At 39.7% G+C, this 22,522-nt stretch carries 17 protein-coding genes and 1 pseudogene; 14 read left to right on the top strand and 4 right to left on the bottom strand.

Translation table 11 applies throughout. The features are described from left to right. The first annotated feature begins 82 nt into the window (after positions 1-82). The 12 genes and pseudogenes from OC25_RS07900 to OC25_RS07840 all read left to right on the top strand — a co-directional run bounded on the left by OC25_RS07900 (position 83) and on the right by OC25_RS07840 (position 17,512). Complete coding sequence (locus tag OC25_RS07900; protein WP_039473862.1) at positions 83-499, top strand: type IV pilin protein; 417 nt, start codon at positions 83-85, stop codon at positions 497-499. After that, positions 451-1,026 carry a hypothetical protein gene (locus OC25_RS07895; RefSeq protein ID WP_167335377.1) on the top strand — a complete coding sequence of 192 codons (576 nt, stop codon included), beginning with the start codon at positions 451-453 and terminating at the stop codon, positions 1,024-1,026. Before OC25_RS07900 ends, OC25_RS07895 begins: the two co-directional genes overlap by 49 nt. After that, a complete protein-coding gene (locus OC25_RS07890) occupies positions 1,016-2,440 on the top strand; it encodes a GspE/PulE family protein (protein WP_039473856.1) in 1,425 nt (474 codons plus the stop codon). The genes OC25_RS07895 and OC25_RS07890 overlap by 11 nt, the downstream gene beginning before the upstream one ends. Further along, positions 2,441-4,384 carry a type II secretion system protein GspD gene (locus OC25_RS07885; RefSeq protein ID WP_039473854.1) on the top strand — a complete coding sequence of 648 codons (1,944 nt, stop codon included), beginning with the start codon at positions 2,441-2,443 and terminating at the stop codon, positions 4,382-4,384. It abuts the gene before it with no gap. A 2-nt stretch (positions 4,385-4,386) separates the two neighbouring features. Beyond that, on the top strand, positions 4,387-5,577 hold the full coding sequence (locus OC25_RS07880) for a hypothetical protein (protein ID WP_039473851.1): 1,191 nt from the start codon (positions 4,387-4,389) through the stop codon (positions 5,575-5,577). A gap of 1 nt (position 5,578) precedes the next feature. After that, the gene (locus OC25_RS07875) at positions 5,579-6,124 is read left to right on the top strand and encodes a hypothetical protein (RefSeq protein WP_039473846.1); all 546 of its coding nucleotides are present in this window, start codon (positions 5,579-5,581) and stop codon (positions 6,122-6,124) included. Positions 6,125-6,513: 389 nt separating this feature from the next. Next, positions 6,514-10,119, top strand: a complete 3,606-nt coding sequence (locus tag OC25_RS07870) for a hypothetical protein (RefSeq protein WP_156131426.1) — start codon at positions 6,514-6,516, stop codon at positions 10,117-10,119. A gap of 34 nt (positions 10,120-10,153) precedes the next feature. Further along, positions 10,154-13,567 carry a DUF6443 domain-containing protein gene (locus tag OC25_RS07865; protein WP_082018544.1) on the top strand — a complete coding sequence of 1,138 codons (3,414 nt, stop codon included), beginning with the start codon at positions 10,154-10,156 and terminating at the stop codon, positions 13,565-13,567. 9 nt (positions 13,568-13,576) lie between these two features. Next, the gene (locus tag OC25_RS07860; protein ID WP_156131425.1) at positions 13,577-14,017 is read left to right on the top strand and encodes a hypothetical protein; all 441 of its coding nucleotides are present in this window, start codon (positions 13,577-13,579) and stop codon (positions 14,015-14,017) included. 354 nt (positions 14,018-14,371) lie between these two features. Further along, positions 14,372-14,938: a hypothetical protein gene (locus OC25_RS28345; RefSeq protein WP_039473832.1), complete on the top strand. Its 567-nt coding sequence runs from the start codon at positions 14,372-14,374 to the stop codon at positions 14,936-14,938. 12 nt (positions 14,939-14,950) lie between these two features. Next, a pseudogene (locus OC25_RS28340) lies at positions 14,951-15,727 on the top strand (RHS repeat-associated core domain-containing protein); the annotation flags it as partial. Positions 15,728-16,168: 441 nt separating this feature from the next. Next, positions 16,169-17,512: an RHS repeat domain-containing protein gene (locus OC25_RS07840; protein ID WP_039473822.1), complete on the top strand. Its 1,344-nt coding sequence runs from the start codon at positions 16,169-16,171 to the stop codon at positions 17,510-17,512. Between the two features lie 560 nt (positions 17,513-18,072). Here OC25_RS07840 and OC25_RS07830 read toward each other — a convergent pair. Further along, a complete protein-coding gene (locus tag OC25_RS07830; protein ID WP_039473816.1) occupies positions 18,073-18,276 on the bottom strand; it encodes a hypothetical protein in 204 nt (67 codons plus the stop codon). A gap of 237 nt (positions 18,277-18,513) precedes the next feature. On the opposite strand from OC25_RS07830, the gene OC25_RS07825 reads away from it, so the two are divergent. Together OC25_RS07825 and OC25_RS07820 are read left to right on the top strand one after the other, a co-directional pair. Continuing rightward, a complete protein-coding gene (locus OC25_RS07825) occupies positions 18,514-18,714 on the top strand; it encodes a hypothetical protein (protein ID WP_039473813.1) in 201 nt (66 codons plus the stop codon). 59 nt (positions 18,715-18,773) lie between these two features. Further along, the gene (locus OC25_RS07820) at positions 18,774-19,415 is read left to right on the top strand and encodes a DNA alkylation repair protein (protein ID WP_039473809.1); all 642 of its coding nucleotides are present in this window, start codon (positions 18,774-18,776) and stop codon (positions 19,413-19,415) included. A gap of 106 nt (positions 19,416-19,521) precedes the next feature. Here OC25_RS07820 and OC25_RS07815 read toward each other — a convergent pair whose 3' ends face one another. The 3 genes from OC25_RS07815 to OC25_RS07805 form a co-directional block, all read right to left on the bottom strand. Beyond that, a complete protein-coding gene (locus OC25_RS07815) occupies positions 19,522-19,938 on the bottom strand; it encodes a hypothetical protein (RefSeq protein WP_039473806.1) in 417 nt (138 codons plus the stop codon). Positions 19,939-19,948: 10 nt separating this feature from the next. Further along, positions 19,949-20,665 (bottom strand): glycohydrolase toxin TNT-related protein, encoded by a 717-nt coding sequence (locus OC25_RS07810; protein ID WP_039473803.1) that lies wholly within the window; start codon positions 20,663-20,665, stop codon positions 19,949-19,951. A 308-nt stretch (positions 20,666-20,973) separates the two neighbouring features. Further along, on the bottom strand, positions 20,974-22,275 hold the full coding sequence (locus tag OC25_RS07805) for a hypothetical protein (RefSeq protein ID WP_039473799.1): 1,302 nt from the start codon (positions 22,273-22,275) through the stop codon (positions 20,974-20,976). Between the last annotated feature and the right edge of the window lie 247 nt (positions 22,276-22,522).

The raw sequence follows: 22,522 nt of genomic DNA, 5'->3' as shown, positions 1-22,522 counted from the left end.
AATATTGGGAAAATTATTTATTTCTTTGCAATTTACACGCTCGTCTTATTAAAGCTAAGCAGGGCAAATAAATTAACGCAAAATGAAAATTAATACGTCTAAAAAGTTTAACGCTTATACCCTAACCGAAATCCTGATTGTACTGGCCATTATTGGCATATTAATCTTGCTGGCATTGCCTAACCTCATGCCACTCATTACCAAAGCCAAAACAACAGAGGCTAAAATGCAGCTGGAGCATGTGGCCAAGCTAGAGCAGACTTACTTTTACGAACATTCTAAATATTCAACAGATTTGTTGGAAATCGGGTTTATTCAGGAGAAGTTAACTTCAGATGCTAAAGATGGCAAAGCCAACTATAAAATCGAAATTACGGCTGCTACCAACAATACCTTTACAGCCAAAGCTACCGCTGTTGCCGATTTTGATGGCGATGGTACTTACAATGTATGGCAGATAGACCAGGACAAGAACCTGAAGGAAATAGTAGCCGATTAATGTTTTTGTTGCAGGGGGGGATTTTTATGGTGTTAGCGGGTATGGTTTATCAGGATTTTAAATACCGGGGAATTTACTGGTGGATGTTTCCGATACTTTTACTGCTGATGGCAACGGCCACAGTGCAAGTACTGGGTTTTACCGCTACAATTTCGCAGGCAGTAAAAAGCAGCCTGTTTTTGGCTTTGCAATTTGTGGTACTCACCGGTTATATTTCAATCAAACAAAAAAAATTAACCAATATATTCGACGGCTTTTTTGGTTTGGGCGATTTGTTATTCCTGGTGGTACTCTGTTTTGGCCTTTCCTTTTTAAATTATGTGCTGTTTTACCTTTTAAGCCTCATGCTGATTATCCTTTTTACAGCAATTTTTGGATATCAGTCTACGGCTCATGGTAAGAAAATACCTTTAGCCGGTTACCAGGCTTTGCTGTTGATGATACTGATGGCTGCTGGCTGGTACATGCCTTATATTAATCTGCTTGCCGATGATCACCTTCTAAATTTGCTCGGTTATGGAAATTAAACCTGAAATACTGGGATTGATATCCAAAGAGTTTGCCATGGAGTACCGGGTATTTCCGAAAGAACACGGCGCAAACGGCAATTTGGTATTGTGCTGGGATGGCCTGGGCGATGAGCATCAGCTGGCCGATGAATTGCAGGTAATGCTGGGCTGTAACATCACTTTATTACCGCTCGATCAGCAGGAAATCAGCAGATTGCTTTCCAAATATTACCTGGGCGATGTATCGGTAGCAAGTGATGAAAAAGAAGTTTCAGTTATTTCTGCCAACGATGATTTTTTAAATGTATTGATTGAAGAAGCCAGGCGTTTAAAAAGCAGTGATATCCATATCGAAACTTTCGAAAAACGTGCCCGTGTAAGGGTAAGGATAGATGGGATGATGATTGAACGGTACCAGATCGAAAAGAAAGACTATCCTGCCCTGATCAATAAAATTAAGATCATGGCCAACCTGGATATTGCCGAAAAGCGTTTACCGCAGGATGGCAGGATTCAGTTTACCTCTGCCCGTTTTGCTGCTTTTGATATCAGGGTATCGGTATTACCAACGCTTTACGGCGAAAAAATTGTACTCAGGTTATTAAACAACAGCAGTACCGATATCGATCTCAATACACTGGGCTTATCCGAACAGGATATGCAACACTATATGGAAGGGGTACAGCGGCCCAATGGTATTATTTTAATTAGCGGGCCAACCGGATCGGGTAAAACCACCACACTATATGCTACATTAAAACTTTTAAATAAAAGTACCCGCAATATCCTCACCATCGAAGACCCTATTGAGTATACACTCGAAGGCGTAAATCAGGTACAATTAAGAGAAAATATTGGCTTAGGCTTTGCAGCCACCCTGCGTACCTTTTTAAGGCAGGATCCTGATGTAATTATGGTAGGGGAGATTCGCGACCCCGAAACAGCCAATATGGCCATCAGGGCGGCACTTACCGGTCACCTGGTGCTATCTACCATTCACACCAATTCTGCCTGGGGCACCGTATCGCGTTTAATGGATATGGGCATACCTGGCTTTTTGGTAGCCAATACACTAAACACTACTGTAGCCCAGCGCCTGGTGAGGCTACTTTGCCCGCGATGCAAAAAGGAAGAACCGCTAGAGGCTGGACGATACCCACGACAGTTTAACCCTCCTAAAGCTGTAAGCAGCCATTTTGTTGCTAACGGATGTGCACACTGCTATTATACCGGTTACAGTGGGCGTAAAGCTGTTTATGAGGTTATCCCCATCGATGCAGAACTCTCACAGGAAATCAGGAAAGGGAACATGGCTATAGAGCCTGTTCTCGAAGAGAAAAAAATAAGTACACTATCTAAAAACGCTTTTGCTTTATTTGCCGATGGACTAACCTCCATTGAAGAAATTTACCCCTTGTTACTCGCTATCTAAATGAAGAATAAAACGATACTCAAAATGTTGATAGGTTTGGCCTTTATCGCCTTAAATCTATTCATTTTAACTGCCTCGGCCCAGGTTACCAGTCAGGAACGACTAAAGGCCATTGAAGAACGCCTCAGAAATCTTTCGGTAACTGTACCTGGGTTAAACCAGCCCGTTCAATTGTCAATGTCGGGCGCCTCTGCACAAGAATTTTTAAGGGCATTGGCACAGGCCAATAACCTCAATATCAATATCGATCCGCAGCTGAATTTTAAGGTTTATACCAATTTTCGTAACGAAACAGCCATGAACGTAATTTTGTTCATTGCCAAAGAATACGATCTGGATATTAACCTCATCGGCTCTATTATGTCGGTAACTAAGGTACAAACACCCAAACCAGCGGTGGTACCTAAAGATTTTCGCGTTAATTACAATGCTTCAAACGAATACCTGGGTTTCGAACTCAATAACGATACCTTAAGCCAGGTGGCCAAGAAAATCAGCCAGCTTTCGCAGAAAAATGTAGTGGTGCCTGTTGGCCTGATGGGTAAAAAAGTAAGCGGTTTTATTGCTGCGGCCCCTTTTGAAGTAGCACTTGAAAAACTGGCTTATGCCAATGAGCTTAAAATGAATAAAACCAATGATGGGGTATTTATTTTTCAGGCTTTGGGCGAAGGAGAAGAACTTTATGTAAACGGCGATCAGGCCACTGCCGTAAAAAGAAGCAATAAACCTGCTGCGGGTCAGGGGGCATCAAACTTTAACCTGAGTGGACGGAAAGATAATCAGGGCAACCGCACCGTAAACGTAGATGCGCTAAATACCCCGATATTAGACCTCATTAAATCGGCCTCAAATGAGGTAGGTGCCAATTATTTTATCTATTCTGATATTAAAGGAACGGTAAGTACCAAGCTAAATGGTATTGGTTACGATACTTTTCTTACGGCTTTATTGCAGGGAACCGAATATACCTTTAAAAAAGATGGTGGCGTTTATTTAATTGGCGACCGCAAACTGGAAGGCTTACGCACCAACAGGATTGTACAATTGCAGCACCGTTCGCTGGATACCATCCAAATGATGATCCCTGCCGAATGGAAAAAAGGAGTAGAGATTAAAGAGTTCAGGGAGCAGAATACAATATTACTGTCGGGGGCTTCGCCGCAGGTAAATGAAATTGAGAATTATATCAAACAGATAGACCGGGTAGTGCCCATGGTACTCATAGAGGTAACATTGGTTGATGTACGTAAAGGTAAAACCGTAAAAACCGGTATATCTGCCGGCGTTTCGGATAGTGTAAAAACCGGCGGAACCATATTGCCTGGTATCGATTATACTTTTGGGGCAAACTCCATCAACAATTTCCTCTCCAAGCTGGGCAGAAACGGATCGGTAAACCTGGGCAGGGTAACACCTAATTTTTATGTTAAGCTCAGCGCTTTAGAAAACAATAACAATGTCGATATCCGCTCGGTACCGAAATTATCAACCCTAAATGGCCACTCCGCTAATTTAAGTATCGGTAGCTCACGTTTTTATAGTCAGAAAACCCAAAACGTTATTCCATCCTTAAATGCGCAAACCGTGGTAACCGAGCAGTTTACCGAGGTAAATGCGAATCTCGAAATCGATATTAAGCCAGTAGTTTCGGGCGATGACCAGGTTACACTGAACATTAAGGTAAACATATCCGATTTTATTGGTAACCCGCCTTTAAATGCACCACCGCCAAAATCCACCAGCAAGTTCAGTTCTATTATCAGGGCCAAAAACGAAGATATGATTGTATTGGGTGGTTTAGAGCGTACCGAAAGTAGTGAGAATGGTTCAGGCGTGCCAATTTTATCTCGGATACCGATATTGAAATGGCTGTTCAGCAGCAGGGAAAAATCGAACAACAAGGTGGTAACACTGGTATTTATTAAACCTACAATTTTATATTAGGCATGTTCGAACCTTTTGAACAGATACTGGCCATTGAACTTGCCTTGTTGCAAAACGAAACCTATCGCTGTACCTATGCCGTAATTACGCGTAAAGGCGATAGTATCGATGCCGCAGAACAGCGTACGGTTGAAGGTACCCTGGTAAAAGTACTCGAACGCCTTCCACGCAAATTTCCGGTGGCATTGGCTATAAGTGGCAAGGGGATTATACACAAGCAGGTTAAAGGCAGCGCAACAGAAAATAAAGATTTGTTCAGGGCAGCTTTTCCTTCGGTTGAGAGAAAAGATTTTTATGTGCAGGAGGCTCTTTCGGGCGATTTGGCCTGGATCAGCATCATCAGGCAAAACCTGGCCGATGATATTGTGGGAAAACTGCAAAGTGCCGGCTTACAGGTGTACGCGCTGAGTCTGGGGGCATTACCGGTAATTTCGATCTGGGAGTTATTAAGTGCAACTGGTAATGGATTTTCAGCAAATGGACATCAGTTTGAGGTTGATGAAGCAGGTACATTATCTGGCTATCGTTATGCCGAAGGCACCGAAAGTAATGGCAATTTAAAACTAGGCGATACCAAAATAAAGCCTGCTCTGCTGGTGCCTTATGCATTGGCCTTTCAGCTTTTTCTGCACCAGAAGTTATTGGTAATTAAAGCAGATGATGAGCAGGTAGATAACCGTTTTAAAGATTTTCTTGAACGCTCAAAGCTTAAAAAAACAGCAGGGATTTTTGTTTTCGTCTTGTTAGGCCTTTTACTCATCAGCTTTTTTGTGCTAACGCATTATAACGCCGAGAATGCCAAATTAAACGAGCAGGTAGGAGCACTCACAGCAACAGCCGACCAAAGCGACCTGTTGAAGAAAGAAATTACCGAACAAAAAATGTTGTTAAGTAAACTGGGATGGAATGGAGGTTACAGCCATGCTTTTTTACTGAACGAAATTGGTAGCAGCAAACCCCGTGCCCTTACTTTAAACGAGGTCATATTCGATCAGGTAAAAGAAGAGGCCAATGGGGCAAAAGATGTGCTTGCATCGGTAAAGATAGCCGGCAAAACCGCTAATCTGACGGCGGTAAACAACTGGATCTTTTTGCTTAAAGAAAAGAAATGGGCAAAAGAAGTGAAGCTTTTGCGCTATCAGCAGGATACAGAATCGGAAAATTTTGAGTTTAACCTTTTGATCGAATACTGATATGCTAGCCCAACTCAACCTGAAGAATAAGAAAATCGTATTGGTTTTGCTCATGCTTGCCGTGGTGTACCTGGCCTATCAGTTTTCTTTCGAAAAGGCCATTTCGGCCTTTGCCCTAAACCGTCAGCTCAAAGCTGCGCAGCAACCCGGGCAGGAGCCCGATGCGGCTTTCCCGCAACTCGAGCGCAAACATGCTTTCTACCAATCGGTATTAAAAGGCTATAAGGTAAGGCACGAAGACCGCGAAAACCGCTTGTGGCAATCGGTATCGGCCATGGCCATTGCCAAAAATGTAGAAATCAATTTCAGCCCCAACATCAGCACGGCAGAAAAAGATACCAGCGAAATTGCCCGGGGTATAGTGGCGCAGAAATTCATTTTTAAGGGCAGTTACTTCAACATCGTTAAGCTGCTCGATACTTTAGCCAAAAGCCCCGGAATTGGCAAAATTGACGGTGCCAGACTGATGAAAAAAACCGCAAATGGCAACGAAGAAAAAACAGATAAACTTAGCCTCGAACTGCAGCTTGTAGGGAAAGAGAATTAGGGCTTTTTCCTGAAATTTTTGGGTGACTAACTGGCCTTTTTATAAAAGGCCAAAACACGTTCGTCAAGGAAAAAGCATAGAATATCACTCGAAAAGCATCGTTCGTCAAAAAGATTTCTCTATAAATGAATAAAACAATAATCTTGAAAAATTAAAAACTATTACACTTCTGTTAAATGCATTGAAGTAATAAATAAAACACAGTTCATTTTATCTTACTCATTTAGGGTAAATAATAAATAAAGATTAAGAAGATTTTCTTGTGCTATTTTGAAAATAGAAAAGGCTAGGATAATAATTGTTAGTTGATTAAATCTAGAATATTAATTAAATACTAGCAACACAAGAAATAAGATAAACTCGCTTTCAAAAAAAAATAAACTATTTAAATGAAAAAAATCCTGTTATTGCTTTGCATCGGTTTGCATACACTATGCTACTCTCAAGTTGCCCCCTCTCCTCAAACCGATATTCCAAATATCTTACCGCCATCACCAACTGCCTCAGATTTGGGGAAGTATGCACTTGTTGGGACCAATATGTCATCTGGAGGTGCTAAAAGCAGTATTCCACTGTATACCTATAAAACTAGGAATCTATCATTGCCTATTAGTTTAGACTATAGTGCAGATGGCTTTAAGGTTGATCAGGTTTCTTCAAGGGTAGGGACAGGATGGACACTCAATGCCGGTGGTGCTATTAGTAGGACAGTTCTCGGCAACCCAGATGGGGGTGGGTTTGTTAATCCACCAACAGATTTTCCAGGTACAACGGGTTCTGCTTTGGATTCTTACATCAACTCATCAGTAAATGGATATGATACTCAGGCCGATATTTTTACCTTTAATTTTTGCGGTAATTTTGGGAGGTTTATCATTTATGACGGAGGAATAAAAAAGTTAGAGCAAAATAACCTTAAAATCGAAGGTGATATTAATAGCGGGTTTGTCATAACAAGTGCTGATGGAATAAAATATCATTTTACAGCAATAGAATCTTCATCCTCTGTCAATTCGCTTAATCCAAAATATCGTGCCGAAATAAAAAATGCATGGTTTTTAACTCGTATAATACATCCTCTGGGAGATTTTATAACGCTATCTTACTCGAATTGTGAATTTAAATATATGGCCTCTACCAATCAAACTTTTATTTATTTTGATTATTCAAGTTTTGATGGACCTGATGTAGAGCCAACGCAAACTAGACCAGCTGATAAAGAAGATCATAGCTATACTGTTATAAATAATAAAGGCGTATATCTTTCGGGTATTAGTAGCAACTCCGCAACTAATGGTTACTTAAAATTTAATTACGAGGAAAGAGCAGATCTTGTTGGAGATTTTTATTTGCTCAATGTTGGTTTATATCGAAGTCAAAGTCCTTCTATTGCAGATATTCCTTTACAGAATATCCAACTTAATTACAATACTGTAACTACCTCGTCTTATTATCAAAACCAATATACAAACTATGTAAATAACCTTAATGTGAATAAGCGGTTGTTTCTAAATGCAATAACTGTAAATGATAAAAAATACTTATTTGAATATAATGATTTAGACAAGGTTCCTCCAAGACTTTCTTTTTCACAAGACCACTATGGCTATTTTAATGGAAAGATTAATAAAACGCTCGTTCCTGAGCCAGTTAATCCCGTAATTGCAAATGCTTTTAGATATGAAGGCTATGGAGATCGTAATCCTGATTTCAGCTATGCAAAAACAGGATTATTAAATCGCATTACCTTTCCAACAGGTGCAAGTGAAAGTATTGACTATGAGGCAAATTCAGTTTATATGGCGATGGATAAGAATTGTGATGTTCCAGATTCCACTTTTTCCATATATAAAGAGGCTACCTCAACACTAAAACATAATATAACGGTTTATTCTGAGCCTTTTACAGTTACATGTACAAGTACAGTGAAAGTACAAATTGGATGTGTCCCTATGAATAGGGCATCCAATGGACAACCAAGTTATCCAAATGGAGAATATTTAGTTAATGCAGGGTTGGCTGATGCAGAGGATTATTTGTTGGGTTTTACGCAGTTTACTGATGGTCAGGCGGTTGTTGATCAGCATAATGTTATTTACGTTACCTTTCAGCCCGGAACGTATCGTTTAGCAGTGAAGGTTAGAGGAGATGCAAAAGGTTATTGTATGTTTACTTATTCGAATAGTTACCCTTTTACCGGAAATAAGGAAGTGGCTGGTGTAAGGATTAAAAGAGTCACAACATTTGATCCGATAACTGCTAAACAAACTGTTAAAAATTATAACTATAATAATTTAGTAGATGGGCATTCTACTGGGAAAATAGTAAGTGAGAAACCAATATATCAAAGTAGAACAAGAACTTTTAGTAATTATGGAAATTACTCTTATGTTACAAAACATTTCCTTAAATTCTCATCTGGGAATGTTTATGGGATTAGCGATTTAACAGGCAATCACATCTATTATGATCGGGTAGTGGAAAGCATTGGCGACAATTATGAAAATGGCGGTATTGAACACGTATTCCTCAACGCTACTGATAGTTACCCAAGTGCGTTAATGGGAAACTTCATTGAAGGCGTATCATTCTCTAATACTGGTATCAATAGTCATCAAGAGATAGAACAAAATAACTTTACTAAAAGAAATAATGAATATATTTTTATTAAGCGTGTTAAAACAACGTATTTGGATGATACACGGCTTGAAGCCTTATATCCTTTCTATGTATTCACTGCAGACCCTGGCGGAACTACATTAAATTTACCTAAAAATAATTTAAATGATTATGTATACCTCAATGTAAATCAATATAATTTATTTTCAAGATGGACATATCCAATAAAAACAGAAACTATTTTATATGATTCAAACGGCCAACAGCCAATTTCCTCAATAGAAGAGTTTCAATATGATAATACAGACCATCAATTATTGACTAAAACAATTCAAACAAATAGCGACGGTAAAGCACACTCAAGTATTAATCGTTATGCACATGAGATGGTTGCATCCGGAAATACGATTCCTTATCAGGAAATGATAAACCGGCATATTTTTAATCCTGTGATAGAGTATGAAGAATTAACTGATGGATTAAAACAACAAAAGATTATTAAAGAATATCGCCGGGGGTGGGTGGTAAATGATTTTATTTTACCTGAGATCGTTAAAAGCCAATTTAAAACCAATGATGTAGAAACGAGGCTGCAATACTATAAATATGATGAAAATGGAAACCCATTGGAAGTTGCCAAGGCAAGTGGGCCAAAAATTAGTTATTTGTGGGCTTATGATAAATCATTACTGATAGCAGAAGTTAAAAACTCAGATTTCACAAATGTCGAGAATATTTTAGGCGGAAAATCCGTTGCTGATGCTTTTCTATTAAAACAATTTCCTTCAGAAGAGGAGGTACGGAGTTTCATATTGCCTCTTCGCAGCCATGTTGGCTTATCAAACAGCATGATAAGTAGTTATATTTATGACCCTCTTGTTGGTATAAAAGTGAGCACGGATACAAAAAATCTAGACAACTTTTTTGATTATGACCTTTATCAAAGACTACTAAATGTAAAGGATAGAAACAATAATATAGTAAAAAATTATAGCTACAATTTTTTAATAAATGATCCGATTTGGGAAGCTACAGGAAATAAAAGATGTGTTGTAGATATAAATAATAAAAATACCGGTATACAGGAAGCCGAGCAAAAAGACATTAATCCAATAAGCATTAGTTATAATAATTTGAGGTGGATTTCTTTAGGTCAAACGAATGCATGCCCGGTAGATGTACCATGTCATGGAATAGATCATAAGGTTATAAATGGCGAATGCGTGGAAGGTATAAAAGTTTACACAAGCTCTGTTAAAAATGGAGTACGTGGAACCACTTATACTTGCGTTTATCACTATGAATGGACTGATGGAACCAGAAGTGTTGATTTAATAGATGATGCTCATAATGGCCCTTGTACCGTTCTTCAATAATTATTAATAAATCTTAATTAGCAATCTATAACTCATGAAATATCTAAACTTTCATTTTTGCGCAGCAGTACTCTTGTTGTTTGGTAGCCATGCCTTTGCCCAAAAAGTGGTATCGGTGCATAATGGTGAAAGCGAAATTAGCGCCCCCAGCAGCGTAACGCTGATTGATGGTTTCCATACCATTGGTGCAGTACGTATTTTTACCACGGGGCTGAGCTACCTCAACTGCCAGCCGTTATCTTCAACGCCCAGTACCAACCAGAACTACATCCTTACGCGCAGCTTTAAAGTGCCCGTAACCGATGGCACTCTGGGCGACAGCCGTAACGTTTGCGAAGAAAACCAGTCTATCCAGTATTTCGATGGCCTCGGCAGGCCTTTGCAAACCGTGCAGGTACAGGGCAGCCCCGGCTTTAAAGATATTGTACAGCCTGTGGCTTACGATGCCTTTGGCCGCGAACAATTTAAATACCAGCCCTATGCAGCACAAAGCGGTACCACGGGCAATTACCGTACAGCTGCGCTGGCCGATCAGCTGGCTTTTTACAACAGCCCTACAGCTGGTGTAAAAGCTACCGCCTATCCCTTTGCCGAGACACAATTTGAAGCCTCGCCACTTAACCGCGTGTTGCAACAAGGTGCGCCTGGTGCCGACTGGCAACTTAACAGCGGCCATACGCTTAAAACCGTGTATGGCACCAATGCCGAGGGTGAGGTAAAGCTGTGGACGATAAATGGCGGCGACAATGGCGCAACAGCCGGTGTTTACCTGCCCGGCAAACTCTACAAAACCATTGTTAAAGACGAAAACTGGGTATCGGGCAATGCCGGTACCACCGAAGAATTTAAAGATTTTGAAGGGCGTGTGGTATTGAAACGGGTTTGGGAAACCAATAGTAAAAGCCTGAGTACTTATTATGTGTACGATGATTTGGGCAATCTGCGCTATGTATTGCCACCCGCTATAAACGAAAATGGGCAGGCCTTAAGCAGCTTTGATGAAACCCAAACCATTTTTGATCAGTTTATTTATGGTTACCATTACGATGGGCGAAAAAGGCTGGTAGAAAAGAAAATACCAGGCAAGGGCTGGGAGTTTATGGTTTACAACAAGCTCGATCAGGTGGTGCTCACCCAGGATGCCAACCAGCACAATAATAGTCAATGGTTGTTTACCAAATATGATGCATTGGGTAGGGTAATTATTACAGGGCTTTATACCGATGGTAACAGTCGTGCAGCTTTGCAGGGCTCGGTAGATAACCAAACAAATATTAATCAGCCCTTGTGGGAAACCCGTAACAATGCCGATGCCAGCGGGATCGGTTATACCAATACAACCATTCCAACCAGTATTACAGCTTACCATACGGTAAACTATTACGATGATTACGATTTTGCAGGGAATAGCTTTGGCCAACCCTCAGGTAGCCAGGCCCCGGCAGCACGTACCAAAAGCCTGCTTACCGGTACCAAAGTGAAGAACCTGGGCACGGGTGCCATGCTGCTTACCACCAATTATTACGATTTGGAAGGCCGTGTAGTACAGAGCAAAAGCAGCAACCACTTAAATGGTACCGATGTGGTAGACAATACATGGGATTTTGATGGTAGCCTGAAAGCCAGTACCCGTACGCACACCGTTGGGGGTGTAGTGACTACCATTGCCAACCGTTACGAGTACGACCATGCCGGCCGTAAAGTGGCTACTTTCGAAAACATCAACAACCAGGGCGAGGTAGCTTTGAATCACCTGGAGTACAATGAAATTGGCCAGCTGACTAAAAAGAACCTGCACAACGATAGCCAGGCCACCACCTTTGCCTATAACGAACGTGGCTGGATGAAGAACAGCACCTCTGATCAATTTAGTCTGGAGTTGAAATACAACGATGGTACTTTACCACAGTTTAATGGCAATATCTCAGGCCAGAATTATACCAATGGTACGGCCAATAGCTTCAGTTATACTTACGACAGACTGAACCGCTTAACCAATGCAGCCGCAGGCAAAAACCTGGGCGAAACCATCAGTTATGATGTTATGGGTAATATTACCAGTTTAACCCGCGATAATTTTGGTACTAATAATTACACTGGCTACAATGGTAACAAGCTGATTAACATCAGTGGTTTTACCAACAGTACTTATGCTTACGATGCCAACGGTAACCTCACCAACGATAGCCAGAAGAATATTAGTTTAGGATATAATTTCCTTAACCTGCCGCAAACCGTAAGTGGAAGCCAGAATTTAACTTATACTTACAATGCTGCTGGCGAAAAGCTGCAAAAACAGGCTGGAGGTACCACAACAAATTATATTGATGGTATCCAGTACACCAATAACAGCATCGATTTTATCCAGACAGAAGAAGGGATAGCTAGAAATAACCCGGGTGGAAACTACAGTTACGAATATAACCTAAGCGATCACTTGGGGAATGTGCGGGTAACTTTTAAACAAAGCCCTATACCTCCATACGCTTTAGAGGTAATACAACGTGATGATTATTATGCTTTTGGACTCCGTAAAGCAGGACTTGTAGGAGCAAACAATAATAAATATCTTTATAACGGCAAGGAGTTGCAGGAAGAGTTAGTGCAATATGACTACGGGGCAAGGTTCTATGATCCGGTTATTGGATGTTTCAGTACGATAGATCCACTTTCTGAGAAGATGAGGCGTTTCAGTTCTTATAATTATGCATTTGGAAACCCGATAAGGTTTACAGATCCAGATGGGATGGCTCCAAATGATATTATAGTTAGAGGAAGTGATAAAAAGGAATGGAGAATTAAAACCGCTGGAGAAGATGTAGTTTATAATGTTCCTTTTGCTCTTAAAAATAATTCCACTATTGATATCGGCGCTGGGAATGTAGATCCGAGTAGATTTGCAGTTGGTTATACAGCTCAAGTGGATGTTGGAGCTTCGGCTGTTATAGGAGGAGGTCTTGGGTTAGAAGCTTCTGTAGTTAATTTTACTGATAAAAATTATAGTGGATATAATTATGTTTACGCAGGAGCTCATGAAAGCCTTTCTGGTGGGGTACAAGCTTCTTTGTCAGCAAGTGTTGGAGGTAGCGTTTCCATTGCTTACAATACTTCTAAAGATAAAATAGATCCAACAACCTATGCAGGCATAACTGGATCTGCAAGTATTTCTGCCGATGTTAAAGTTGTTGCAGGTGGAGGAGTAAATATTAGCAAGTTTACAGGCTCAGGGAAAGATCCAGGCTGGAAAGGCGTGTCATTAGGTGTTAGTGTTGGAGTTGGTGCAGGCGGTAATTTGGGAGCGGTAAGCGGTACATTATCTCGGACTTGGCTATTAAATGATGTGAAGCCCACCGCACAAAGAAGTTTTCTTGACAGGGCAATTAATGCACTAAATCCTGTGGGTTCTGCCATAGCAACAGGAGCAATTGATAAAATTAAAAGACTTTAAATGAATATAATGAGGTATTTACTATATGTTATTTTGTTGATAGGTTTTTTTTATTTGATTTTTTATTACAATCAAAAATCAGGTAAAGAGACAGTGAAATTAAATGACTCTTTGAATAATAACGTGTTATTTGAGGGAGTAGTGGTGAGAATACAAAAATCAACTAATCATGCGTTCGGTATAATTATGTTAAAGCATGTGAAATCCAGCGTTAATGAATTTAATAAACAAATTAAAGGGGGCATTTATCCTTATAGAATTACCGGGGATACAGCCGAATTATATTGCACAGTTTCGGTTGATAGAAAATTAGGAGATTCAGTAAAAGTGGTTTCTAAAGATCTTACAATTTATTATAATCCCCAAAAAAGCAATGAAGAGGGTAGTCTTTATGTTGTAACAGAACCATATAATATAGAGTATGTAAAAGAAAATACAGTGTTTAAGTAAAGTTATCTGTATATCTTTATAGCAACAGGCTGCATATCTGATTATGCAGCCTGTTGCTGTTTTGTGATCTGCAAGTTGTGTTTGTACGTACATCCCGCCTTGGGCAGGTCTGGCCTACAAAAACTTGCTTGCCTTCGCTTGGAACAAGGGAAGCCCCCCTAGGGAGACTACGGATTAATTAATGGGATTGGGGGTGAATAAATAGCCTGGCCTTAGCGCCAGGCTTTTTATTTTTATAGCCAGAATTATAGCAATGGTACAGCCAATGCCGTCAGCTATACTTATGACAGGCTGAACCGCTTAACCAATGCAGCCGCAGGCAACAACCTGGGCGAAACCATTAGTTACGATGTTATGGGTAATATTGCCAGTTTAACCCGCGACGGTTTTGGTACCAACAACTATACTGGCTACAATGGTAACAAGCTGACTAACATCAGTGGCTTTACCAACAGTACTTATAACTACGATGTTAATGGTAACCTCACCAACGACAACCAAAAGAATATTAGTTTAGGATATAATTTCCTTAACCTGCCGCAAACCGTAAGTGGAAGCCAGAACTTAACTTATACTTACAATGCCGCTGGCGAAAAGCTGCAAAAACAAGCTGGTGGTACCACCACTAACTATATTGATGGTATTCAGTACACCAATAACAGCATCGATTTTATTCAAACAGAAGAAGGCTTAGCCCGCAGAAGCGGCAACAATTACAGTTATGAATATAACCTGAGCGACCATTTAGGTAATGTAAGGATTACTTTTTATCAAAATCCAACAACAAATCAGTTGGAGGTGCTACAACGCGATGATTATTACGCTTTTGGGCTCCGTAAAGCAGGACTTGTTGGAGCAAACAATAATAAATACCTTTACAATGGCAAGGAGTTGCAGGAAGAGTTAGGGCAATATGATTAAGGCGCAAGATTCTATGACCCGGTAATTGGAAGATGGAATGTGATTGATCCATTGGCAGAGAAGATGAGAAGGCACTCGCCTTATAATTATGGATTCAATAATCCAATTAGGTTTATTGATCCGGATGGAATGAAGCCTAGTGACTGGATAGAATGGCGTACAGAATCAGGAACCAAATATATTACTTATGATGCTGAAGTAAAAACCGCAGAACAAGCTTCGAAATTAGGCTATACGAATGTTGGGAAAGTGTTTGAGAAAGGTTCTGGATCATCAAGTGTTACTGGAGAAAATTTTAACTTTAATAGCAACGGAACAGTAACTAATGGTAAGGGGAATTCTGTTGATATTAGTAGTGGTTTCGTTACGGAAGGCGGAAATATTATCAATAAGAATAAATCTGGTATTGAGCATACAGCAGATGGTCTTCAGATAACGGGTGATGCCATAACTGTGATTGGATTTGCGACAGGTCAGCCAGAAATTGTGGGAGTTGGTAGCACAATTAGTGATATAGGTCTTGGAATAGAGGTTGTTAATAATTTTGTTACAGAAGGACTTACCCAAAAGACACTAATATCAAATGGAGTAAAGATTGGTTTGAACATAGGTTTTGGGAAATTGGGAGAGTTAGGCGTAAGTGCTACAAGAAGTGTTGCCGGAAAAGAAGTTGTAGATGCAGGAGCAAATATTGTATCTGAATCCATTATACAAGCTACAACAACCGCAGGAGGTAAAGTAGCAGAAAAAATGTCTCAAGAATTAATCAAAGATAAAAACAAGAAGTAATATGAATTTTCCTTTTCTTATAGTTGGAATTCTATCTGTGGTATTTGGTATTATTATGATGGTAAAACATAAATTTTATAAATATAAATCCAGTGACATGCTATTTGCGGCTAAGTTAAAGGTATTTTCAAGTTCCGCAATTTTAGTCCTCTTTGGCATAATGATTTTAATAAACGAATTAAAGAAGTTGGTTAACTAGTTATTCTATGTTAAGAGCGAACTCTTCACTAGCGGAAATCTTTGTATTTGGAGAGGTGTGAGCAGATAACTTGTTCTTAACAGATTTTATAATTACCCTGGCCTTAGCGCCAGGGTAATTGTTTTTATGGCGAGAATGATACCAACAGTGTAGCCAATACCAGTTATAGCTACTATAGGCTGAACCGCTTAACTAATGCAGCTGCAGGCAACAACCTGGGCGAAGCCATTAGTTACGATGTTATGGGGAATATTACCAGTTTAACCCGCGACGGTTTTGGTACCAACAACTATACTGGCTACAATGGTAACAAGTTAACAGCTATTAGTGGCTTTACCAACAGTACTTATAACTACGATGTTAATGGTAACCTCACCAACGATAGCCAAAAGAATATTAGTTTAGGATATAATTTCCTTAACCTGCCGCAAACCGTAAGTGGAAGCCAGAACTTAACTTATACTTACAATGCAGCTGGTGAAAAGCTGCAAAAACAGGCTGGTGGTACCACTACAAATTATATTGATGGCATCCAGTATACCAATAACAGTATCGATTTTATCCAGACAGAAGAAGGCTTAGCGCGCAGAAGCGGCAACAATTACAGTTATGAGTATAACCTAAGCGACCATTTAGGCAATGTGCGGGTAACTTTTTATCAAAATCCAACAACAAACCAGCTGGAAGTACTGCAGCGCGATGACTACTATGCATTTGGATTAAGAAAAGAACCCGTTGCAAAAGCAGGGCTTAACAAGTATCTTTACAATGGCAAGGAGTTGCAGGAAGAGTTAGGACAGTATGACTACGGAGCTAGGTTCTATGATCCGGTTATTGGGAGGTGGAATGTAATTGATCCTAAAGCTGGATTGGGGCGAAGGTGGTCACCTTATAACTACGGATTTGATAATCCTATCTATTTTGTTGATCCAGATGGGATGTGGCCAGGAGAAGGACTGTTTAGTTATTTAGTGAGTAAAGGAACAGAATATGTCAAAAATGCAGCTACGAATTATGTGAAAAAAGTGATTCGTTATGCGAAAGAATCTGTTAAGGAAACAGTTAAAGAAACAAAGGTAAGTCCATATGTTAAGGCTGAAGGTAAGATAACTTTAGGAGCTAGAGCCGCGGCAAATTTGAAAAATAATGTTGGTGTAGATGTAAATGCAGCCTCAGCTGTTATACTATCTGGAAGTGCTGAAATAGATGCAAAGGGGATTCAAAAGGAAGGGTATTCTTCAAGAAATAATCCAACGAAGAAAAGTACAAGCGTAGGGAATTTCGCTGCCCCCGTTGGAGCTATCGAAGGTTTACCAATAAGTGTCGCAGGTGGTTTGACTAGTGAAAAAACTTTTGTTGATGGTAAACTAATATCAAGTGCAAATTCTGGAAGTCTTGCCGCGTCTGTTATAGGAACACCAATTGGAGTTTTTACTTCAATTGAAGGAGTAAAAGACGACACTGGAACTTCCAATACTGTGAGGGTAGCGCCATTAAGTTATGGCATGGCTGTTGGAGTTGGCTTAGTTGGAGAGTTTAATATCGATCTTGGAATTAAAATTAAATGGAGAAATGAGAAAAAATAGTAGCGGATACATAAGTCATTTGAGCAAAAAAAATGGTTTGTGGATTTATTTAATCTCAATAGTTATTTTGTTATTAATAGTTTTTATATATTTTGATGAAATATCTATTTCTCTCCCATTTCTAGGAGCATTAATATTATATACGAGTCAGAATGTTCTTTTTAGATTTATTAATATTGACAAGGAGAATGTTTATATTGAAAGTATATTTCTTAAAACAGAAGTATATACAATTAATGAAATTAGTAGAATAAATCAAATTATACCTTTTAGTTCGGTATCAAAGATTAAATTTTCTAATGGAAAGTCATTTTATTTTTTAGCGAATGACAAAGCGCAAAATTTTCGTTGAGTCTTTAAGAAAAATCCCTCACTAGCGCAAGTCTTTGTGTTAGGGTTGGCGCCAGCGGATGACTTGTGCTTAAACCGATTTTATATTTTAGCCTGGCCTTAGCGCCAGGCTTTTTATTTTGGCATTAAATCGTAATTATAAGTTAAACTTACAGGCTTTGGCATTTAAGAATTGAATGCCTTGCACTTGCTTTCAACCAGATTGATTATTAAATCAGCACCTGCCCGTCCATTGCAAACAGAAAGGAGGGAAACCGTGCGGTAGCGTAAAGCAATCTTTTAAGATAAGCTTTTGGATTGTTTTTCGATACAATATGCAAGGTATCAGTTGAGAACTGGATATATGCTCCATTCCTGAGCGGTTGTAATGAAATGTTGTTAATCATGGTATTGATTTTGGTTTTTTTAAGCATTTATAATGATTTGGCGCTGCACACTGTAGCAAACTTTCATGATACTCATGATTTGGTGCAGCACACTGCAGCAAGCTTTCATGACCCTCATGATTTAGTGCTGCATACTGCAGCAGGTTTTCATGAGTTTTAGTCAGTTTTAGCCAGAAAAGGCTTCTTTTTAAAATTGGCTGTGTTGTTTTCCTGGTTGTTCGGCATTTGTATTTCCGGCCATATTTAGTTATTAATAAGGGTTGCTTGCTATCATATCAAGGCCAGTGCCCAAGCCGGGATAATCTTGCTGCCAACAGCTATACCGGCTACAATGGGAACAAGCTGACCAGCATTAGTGGCTTTACCAACAGTACTTATGGTTACGATGCCAATGGTAACCTCACCAACGATAGCCAGAAGAACATTAGTTTGGGATATAATTTCCTTAAACTGCCACAAACATGACTTAACCAATTAATTTTCTCGAAATATTTTGCAATTTGCTCATCCATTGGCGAAAACATATGAATCTATCAACAAAAGCAGCAAACACAATGTCGCAGATTGGCGCTGATACGAAACTAGGCGATTTGAGAAAAATTGCCGCCGAAATCAAAAAGGACCACGAACTGGCCATGGAGCTTTGGTCGACCTCGAAATACCTGGCTCGCCAGCTTGCTATGCTCATTATGGATAAAAAACAGCTTAGCCAGCAGTTGATTGATGTGTTGGATAAAGATATAGATGGACATGATGGCGATGAACGGCTCCAGTTAATTGATTGGTTGATGGCCAATCAACTGGCGAAGGACAAGAAGACCATTGCCTTAATGGAGGGTTGGGAAAACAGTACATCGCCATTACAGAGAAGGATTTTTTGGTATTACCAGGGACGTTTACGTTGGGTAGGCCAAACCCCTCCTCGAAATTCTGAAGCCCTGCTTGCTAAAATTGAAGACCGCATCGAAAAAGAAGTGCCAGAAGTGCAATGGGCCATGAATTTTACTGCGGCACAAATTGGCATATTTCAACAAGAATTTCGGGCAAGATGTATCGCCCTTGGTGAAAGGACTGGATTGTATAAAAATGAAAAGATCGCTAAAAACTGTACACCAAACTATCTGCCGTTATACATTACTATTCAGGTCGAAAAATTAGGAAGATAGTAACCTAAAAGCTAATGATCTTGAATAAGAGGATAAACAGAAAAGCCTGAAATGGTAATCATTCAGGCTTTCCGTTTTCTTGCTGTTTGAACAAAGATATCCAGCCTTAAATTTCGTTATATTTCCATACGCCCGAAATGGTAAGCAAAGTCAGCCCGGGTTGCTTTTCCCCATAACTGAAAACACAGATATATTTTGAACCACAAGCTGGGCAAGCTATTCCAAAGTACAGGGTGGGTAAATTATTTACAGTCAATTCTCCAAAATGAAGCAAATTTACAGCGGTTTCGGAAACAATGTTATTGCGCAATAATTCGTTTTTGGTTAAAACCTTTTCATCATTATACAATTGAAAAATCGGAAAACCCGATTCATAAGGTATTATTTTAACGTTGTTTTCATACCCACAGTTACAACATTTAAATTTTACTGCTGCTGATTGACTGATCTCGGCATTGCTGAAGCTGTCTTTTTCAACAGCAACCTGCTTTTCTATCAATATTTTTTTTGATATCGAATACATCTAAATTATCTTATTGTGCAATCACTACACCCACAGCACCCGGGTATTTTCCACTTGGGTTTTTCTTTATGGTTATTTTAATATATCCTTCCTGCGCCAGTTTGTTCCAGGTTTTCTGGTAGCCGGTTGCCGGATCGATCGGGATCTTCCACATGGTTTGTTTACCATTACCCACCTGATTAAACCAGGGAATAATATCTGCTGTTTGGCCTTTGAAAGTTAATGAATTATTTAAAACTTCGATCTCATAATAAAAATCATAAGCATTTTCAGGTTGATTCAAGGCCCTTTGCCCAAAGGTATACACGTATCCGTTAATAATCGGGCTTGTAAAACTGCCTCCTAAAGTTGGCGCTCCTGTACCGCTGTAGGTTCCAATAGCATTACTGTATCTGTCGTACTTTTGCCCCATCGCAATTGGTGTATCATCTACTGTATTGAAACCTCCGTTTGCAGGCGGCCATTTTCCGTTTAAATTGTTGTTTGTAAACAGGGTTTCCAATTCGCTCCATTTTTTAGCCTTGTATAAATCGTAAATGTGATCCCTAATCGTCTGACTTACGGTGTTTGAAGGATCGTAGGTTGCAGCCAGTTCATTGGCGTTTTTGTAGAAATCGGTGGTTGCCGTAACCGGCGGTTCATCTAAAAGCCCATCCTTGTCTGAGCGACAGGCCACAGCACATAATGCAAGGTTTAAGAACAGGAAATACTTCAATAAATTTTTCATAGTTATTGGTTTAGTTTATTAAAAATAAGATTTCGGGAAAAAATAGAATGACTATGGCTGTAAAATAAGACGTATTACCGCGCGGATAAGCTAGTATTTTTTAATGATAAAAAATACAACGTGATCATAATTTTCGCTACATGTTCGGACTAAACTATTTTCAGATTGGATTGTAGGGCAGTTGTCCATTCATTACCTGTAGGGATATGATAACGGTGATATAACCTTTGGCATCGAAGATTATGACTGCGCTTTATTTTTCAGCTTTAAGGTCATGTTCAGCACTCCGTTGCCAAATTTAACTGGCATTAAAAGCTTTCTTTTGTTTTTAAATCATTGAGCTGAAAATCTTCAAAGCTACCTACGCCGGCAAATCTTATTTTTACGCCCATAAGTTTTCCAATGGGGATTTTATAACTGGTATTAATAATTTCCCTGTTATCGACAAAAAGATGTGCATTTTGGTTTTCGATCCTGAGTTTGACGTGTTTTCCGCTTCGAAGATCCTGCCCTTGCGGTCTCAGGTCGTCTTTGGTACCATCGAGCTGCTTTTCAGAAAATTTTAAGTTACTCCATACTACGCATTCAGGCTTAATCAGGTTAATGGAATGGAAGTTATTTTCTCCATATACAATTAAATCAGTTTGCGAACAGCGAACTCCAGGACGCGAGGGAGAAGTTTGGATGAAAACATTTAACTCGAAGTTATCTGCACTTATGGTGGTGGGTTTAATATTGGCAAATGAAACAAAGAAGGTTTTGGTGGTATCAACACCCGATTGAATGAGTGCAGCAGTAGATACAGATACTTTCTTTTGGTTTTGAAGCACAGTTGAATTTACCGGATATACCCTGGTGGTATCATGCTCTACAGCAGCAATCAAATCCCAGCCCTTTGTTTGAAGGTAAACACGCCCGGTATCAATTGGCTTTTGATGATGAAAAAGCACCGGAAAATATCTTCCGGGAGCTTCATAATAATGGTTAACCAAATCGGCCGAAAAACTTTTTTTCACGCTACTGCCGTCTGCAAAATCGATCAGGTATTCGGAACGCTTAATCTTTGCATTGTTTTTAACGCTCAGTTTAAATAGTGCAGAATGCGGACTTATTCCGTTCGGGTTCAGGCACAGCAGTTGAATGTCACGGTCGCCAACCAGGCTCTTCAAGTAAACCCACAGGCTAATACCCAATAGGAGTACAATGGCAAACAAAATCACTTTAAGCGTGTGTTTGGCCTTTGTTGATGGCTGTATGGGCACCTCTAGGGGCTGAGGCCTTGGCGCAGGTGCCTTTTCAATAGTAAGCGAGTTAATGCGCTCAAATTCCTGCCAGTCGCGAAAATCTATAAATTGCGCCAGTGCATCACGCGTAGCTTTTTGAGGATAGTAACGGTTAGAAGTTTTAACCTTACCAAATATTCGCTTTAAGGTGTTTTCGCCCAGGTGAACCTTTGTTTTCCGGTACAACAAGCCACTGAGTTTCACATAATCGCTGTTTTTCCACGAAGCGATATCCTGATTACCGGTCTGTTCTGCAATTTTTTGGCAGCAGCTATCCAGGTTCCTGAAGAATAAAATGTTTTCGGCCTGTAAAGATTCTTCGTTCATGCTTTGATACCTCTGGTTAGGGAGATGGCTACAAATGTTTGCTTGGTTTATCGGTTATCAGATGCGCCATAAAAATACAGAAAAAGGCCCCATATCAAAATAAAAGAATATGATTTTGCCTTGTGGATCATGATTTGAAAATGATAATTACAAGCCAGGGCCCGAATGTAGGCTTTACAGCTTCTTTAAGTTTATCCATTTTAGTTCTTTTTGTCATTTAATTAGTTGTATTCCAGTGTTTTGTCTT

The organism is Pedobacter kyungheensis (assembly GCF_000812965.1).
In the GTDB taxonomy this organism is placed as follows: domain Bacteria; phylum Bacteroidota; class Bacteroidia; order Sphingobacteriales; family Sphingobacteriaceae; genus Pedobacter; species Pedobacter kyungheensis.
The sequence above is the reverse complement of the archived record's forward strand: the minus strand, read 5'-3'. Positions and strand labels throughout refer to the sequence as shown.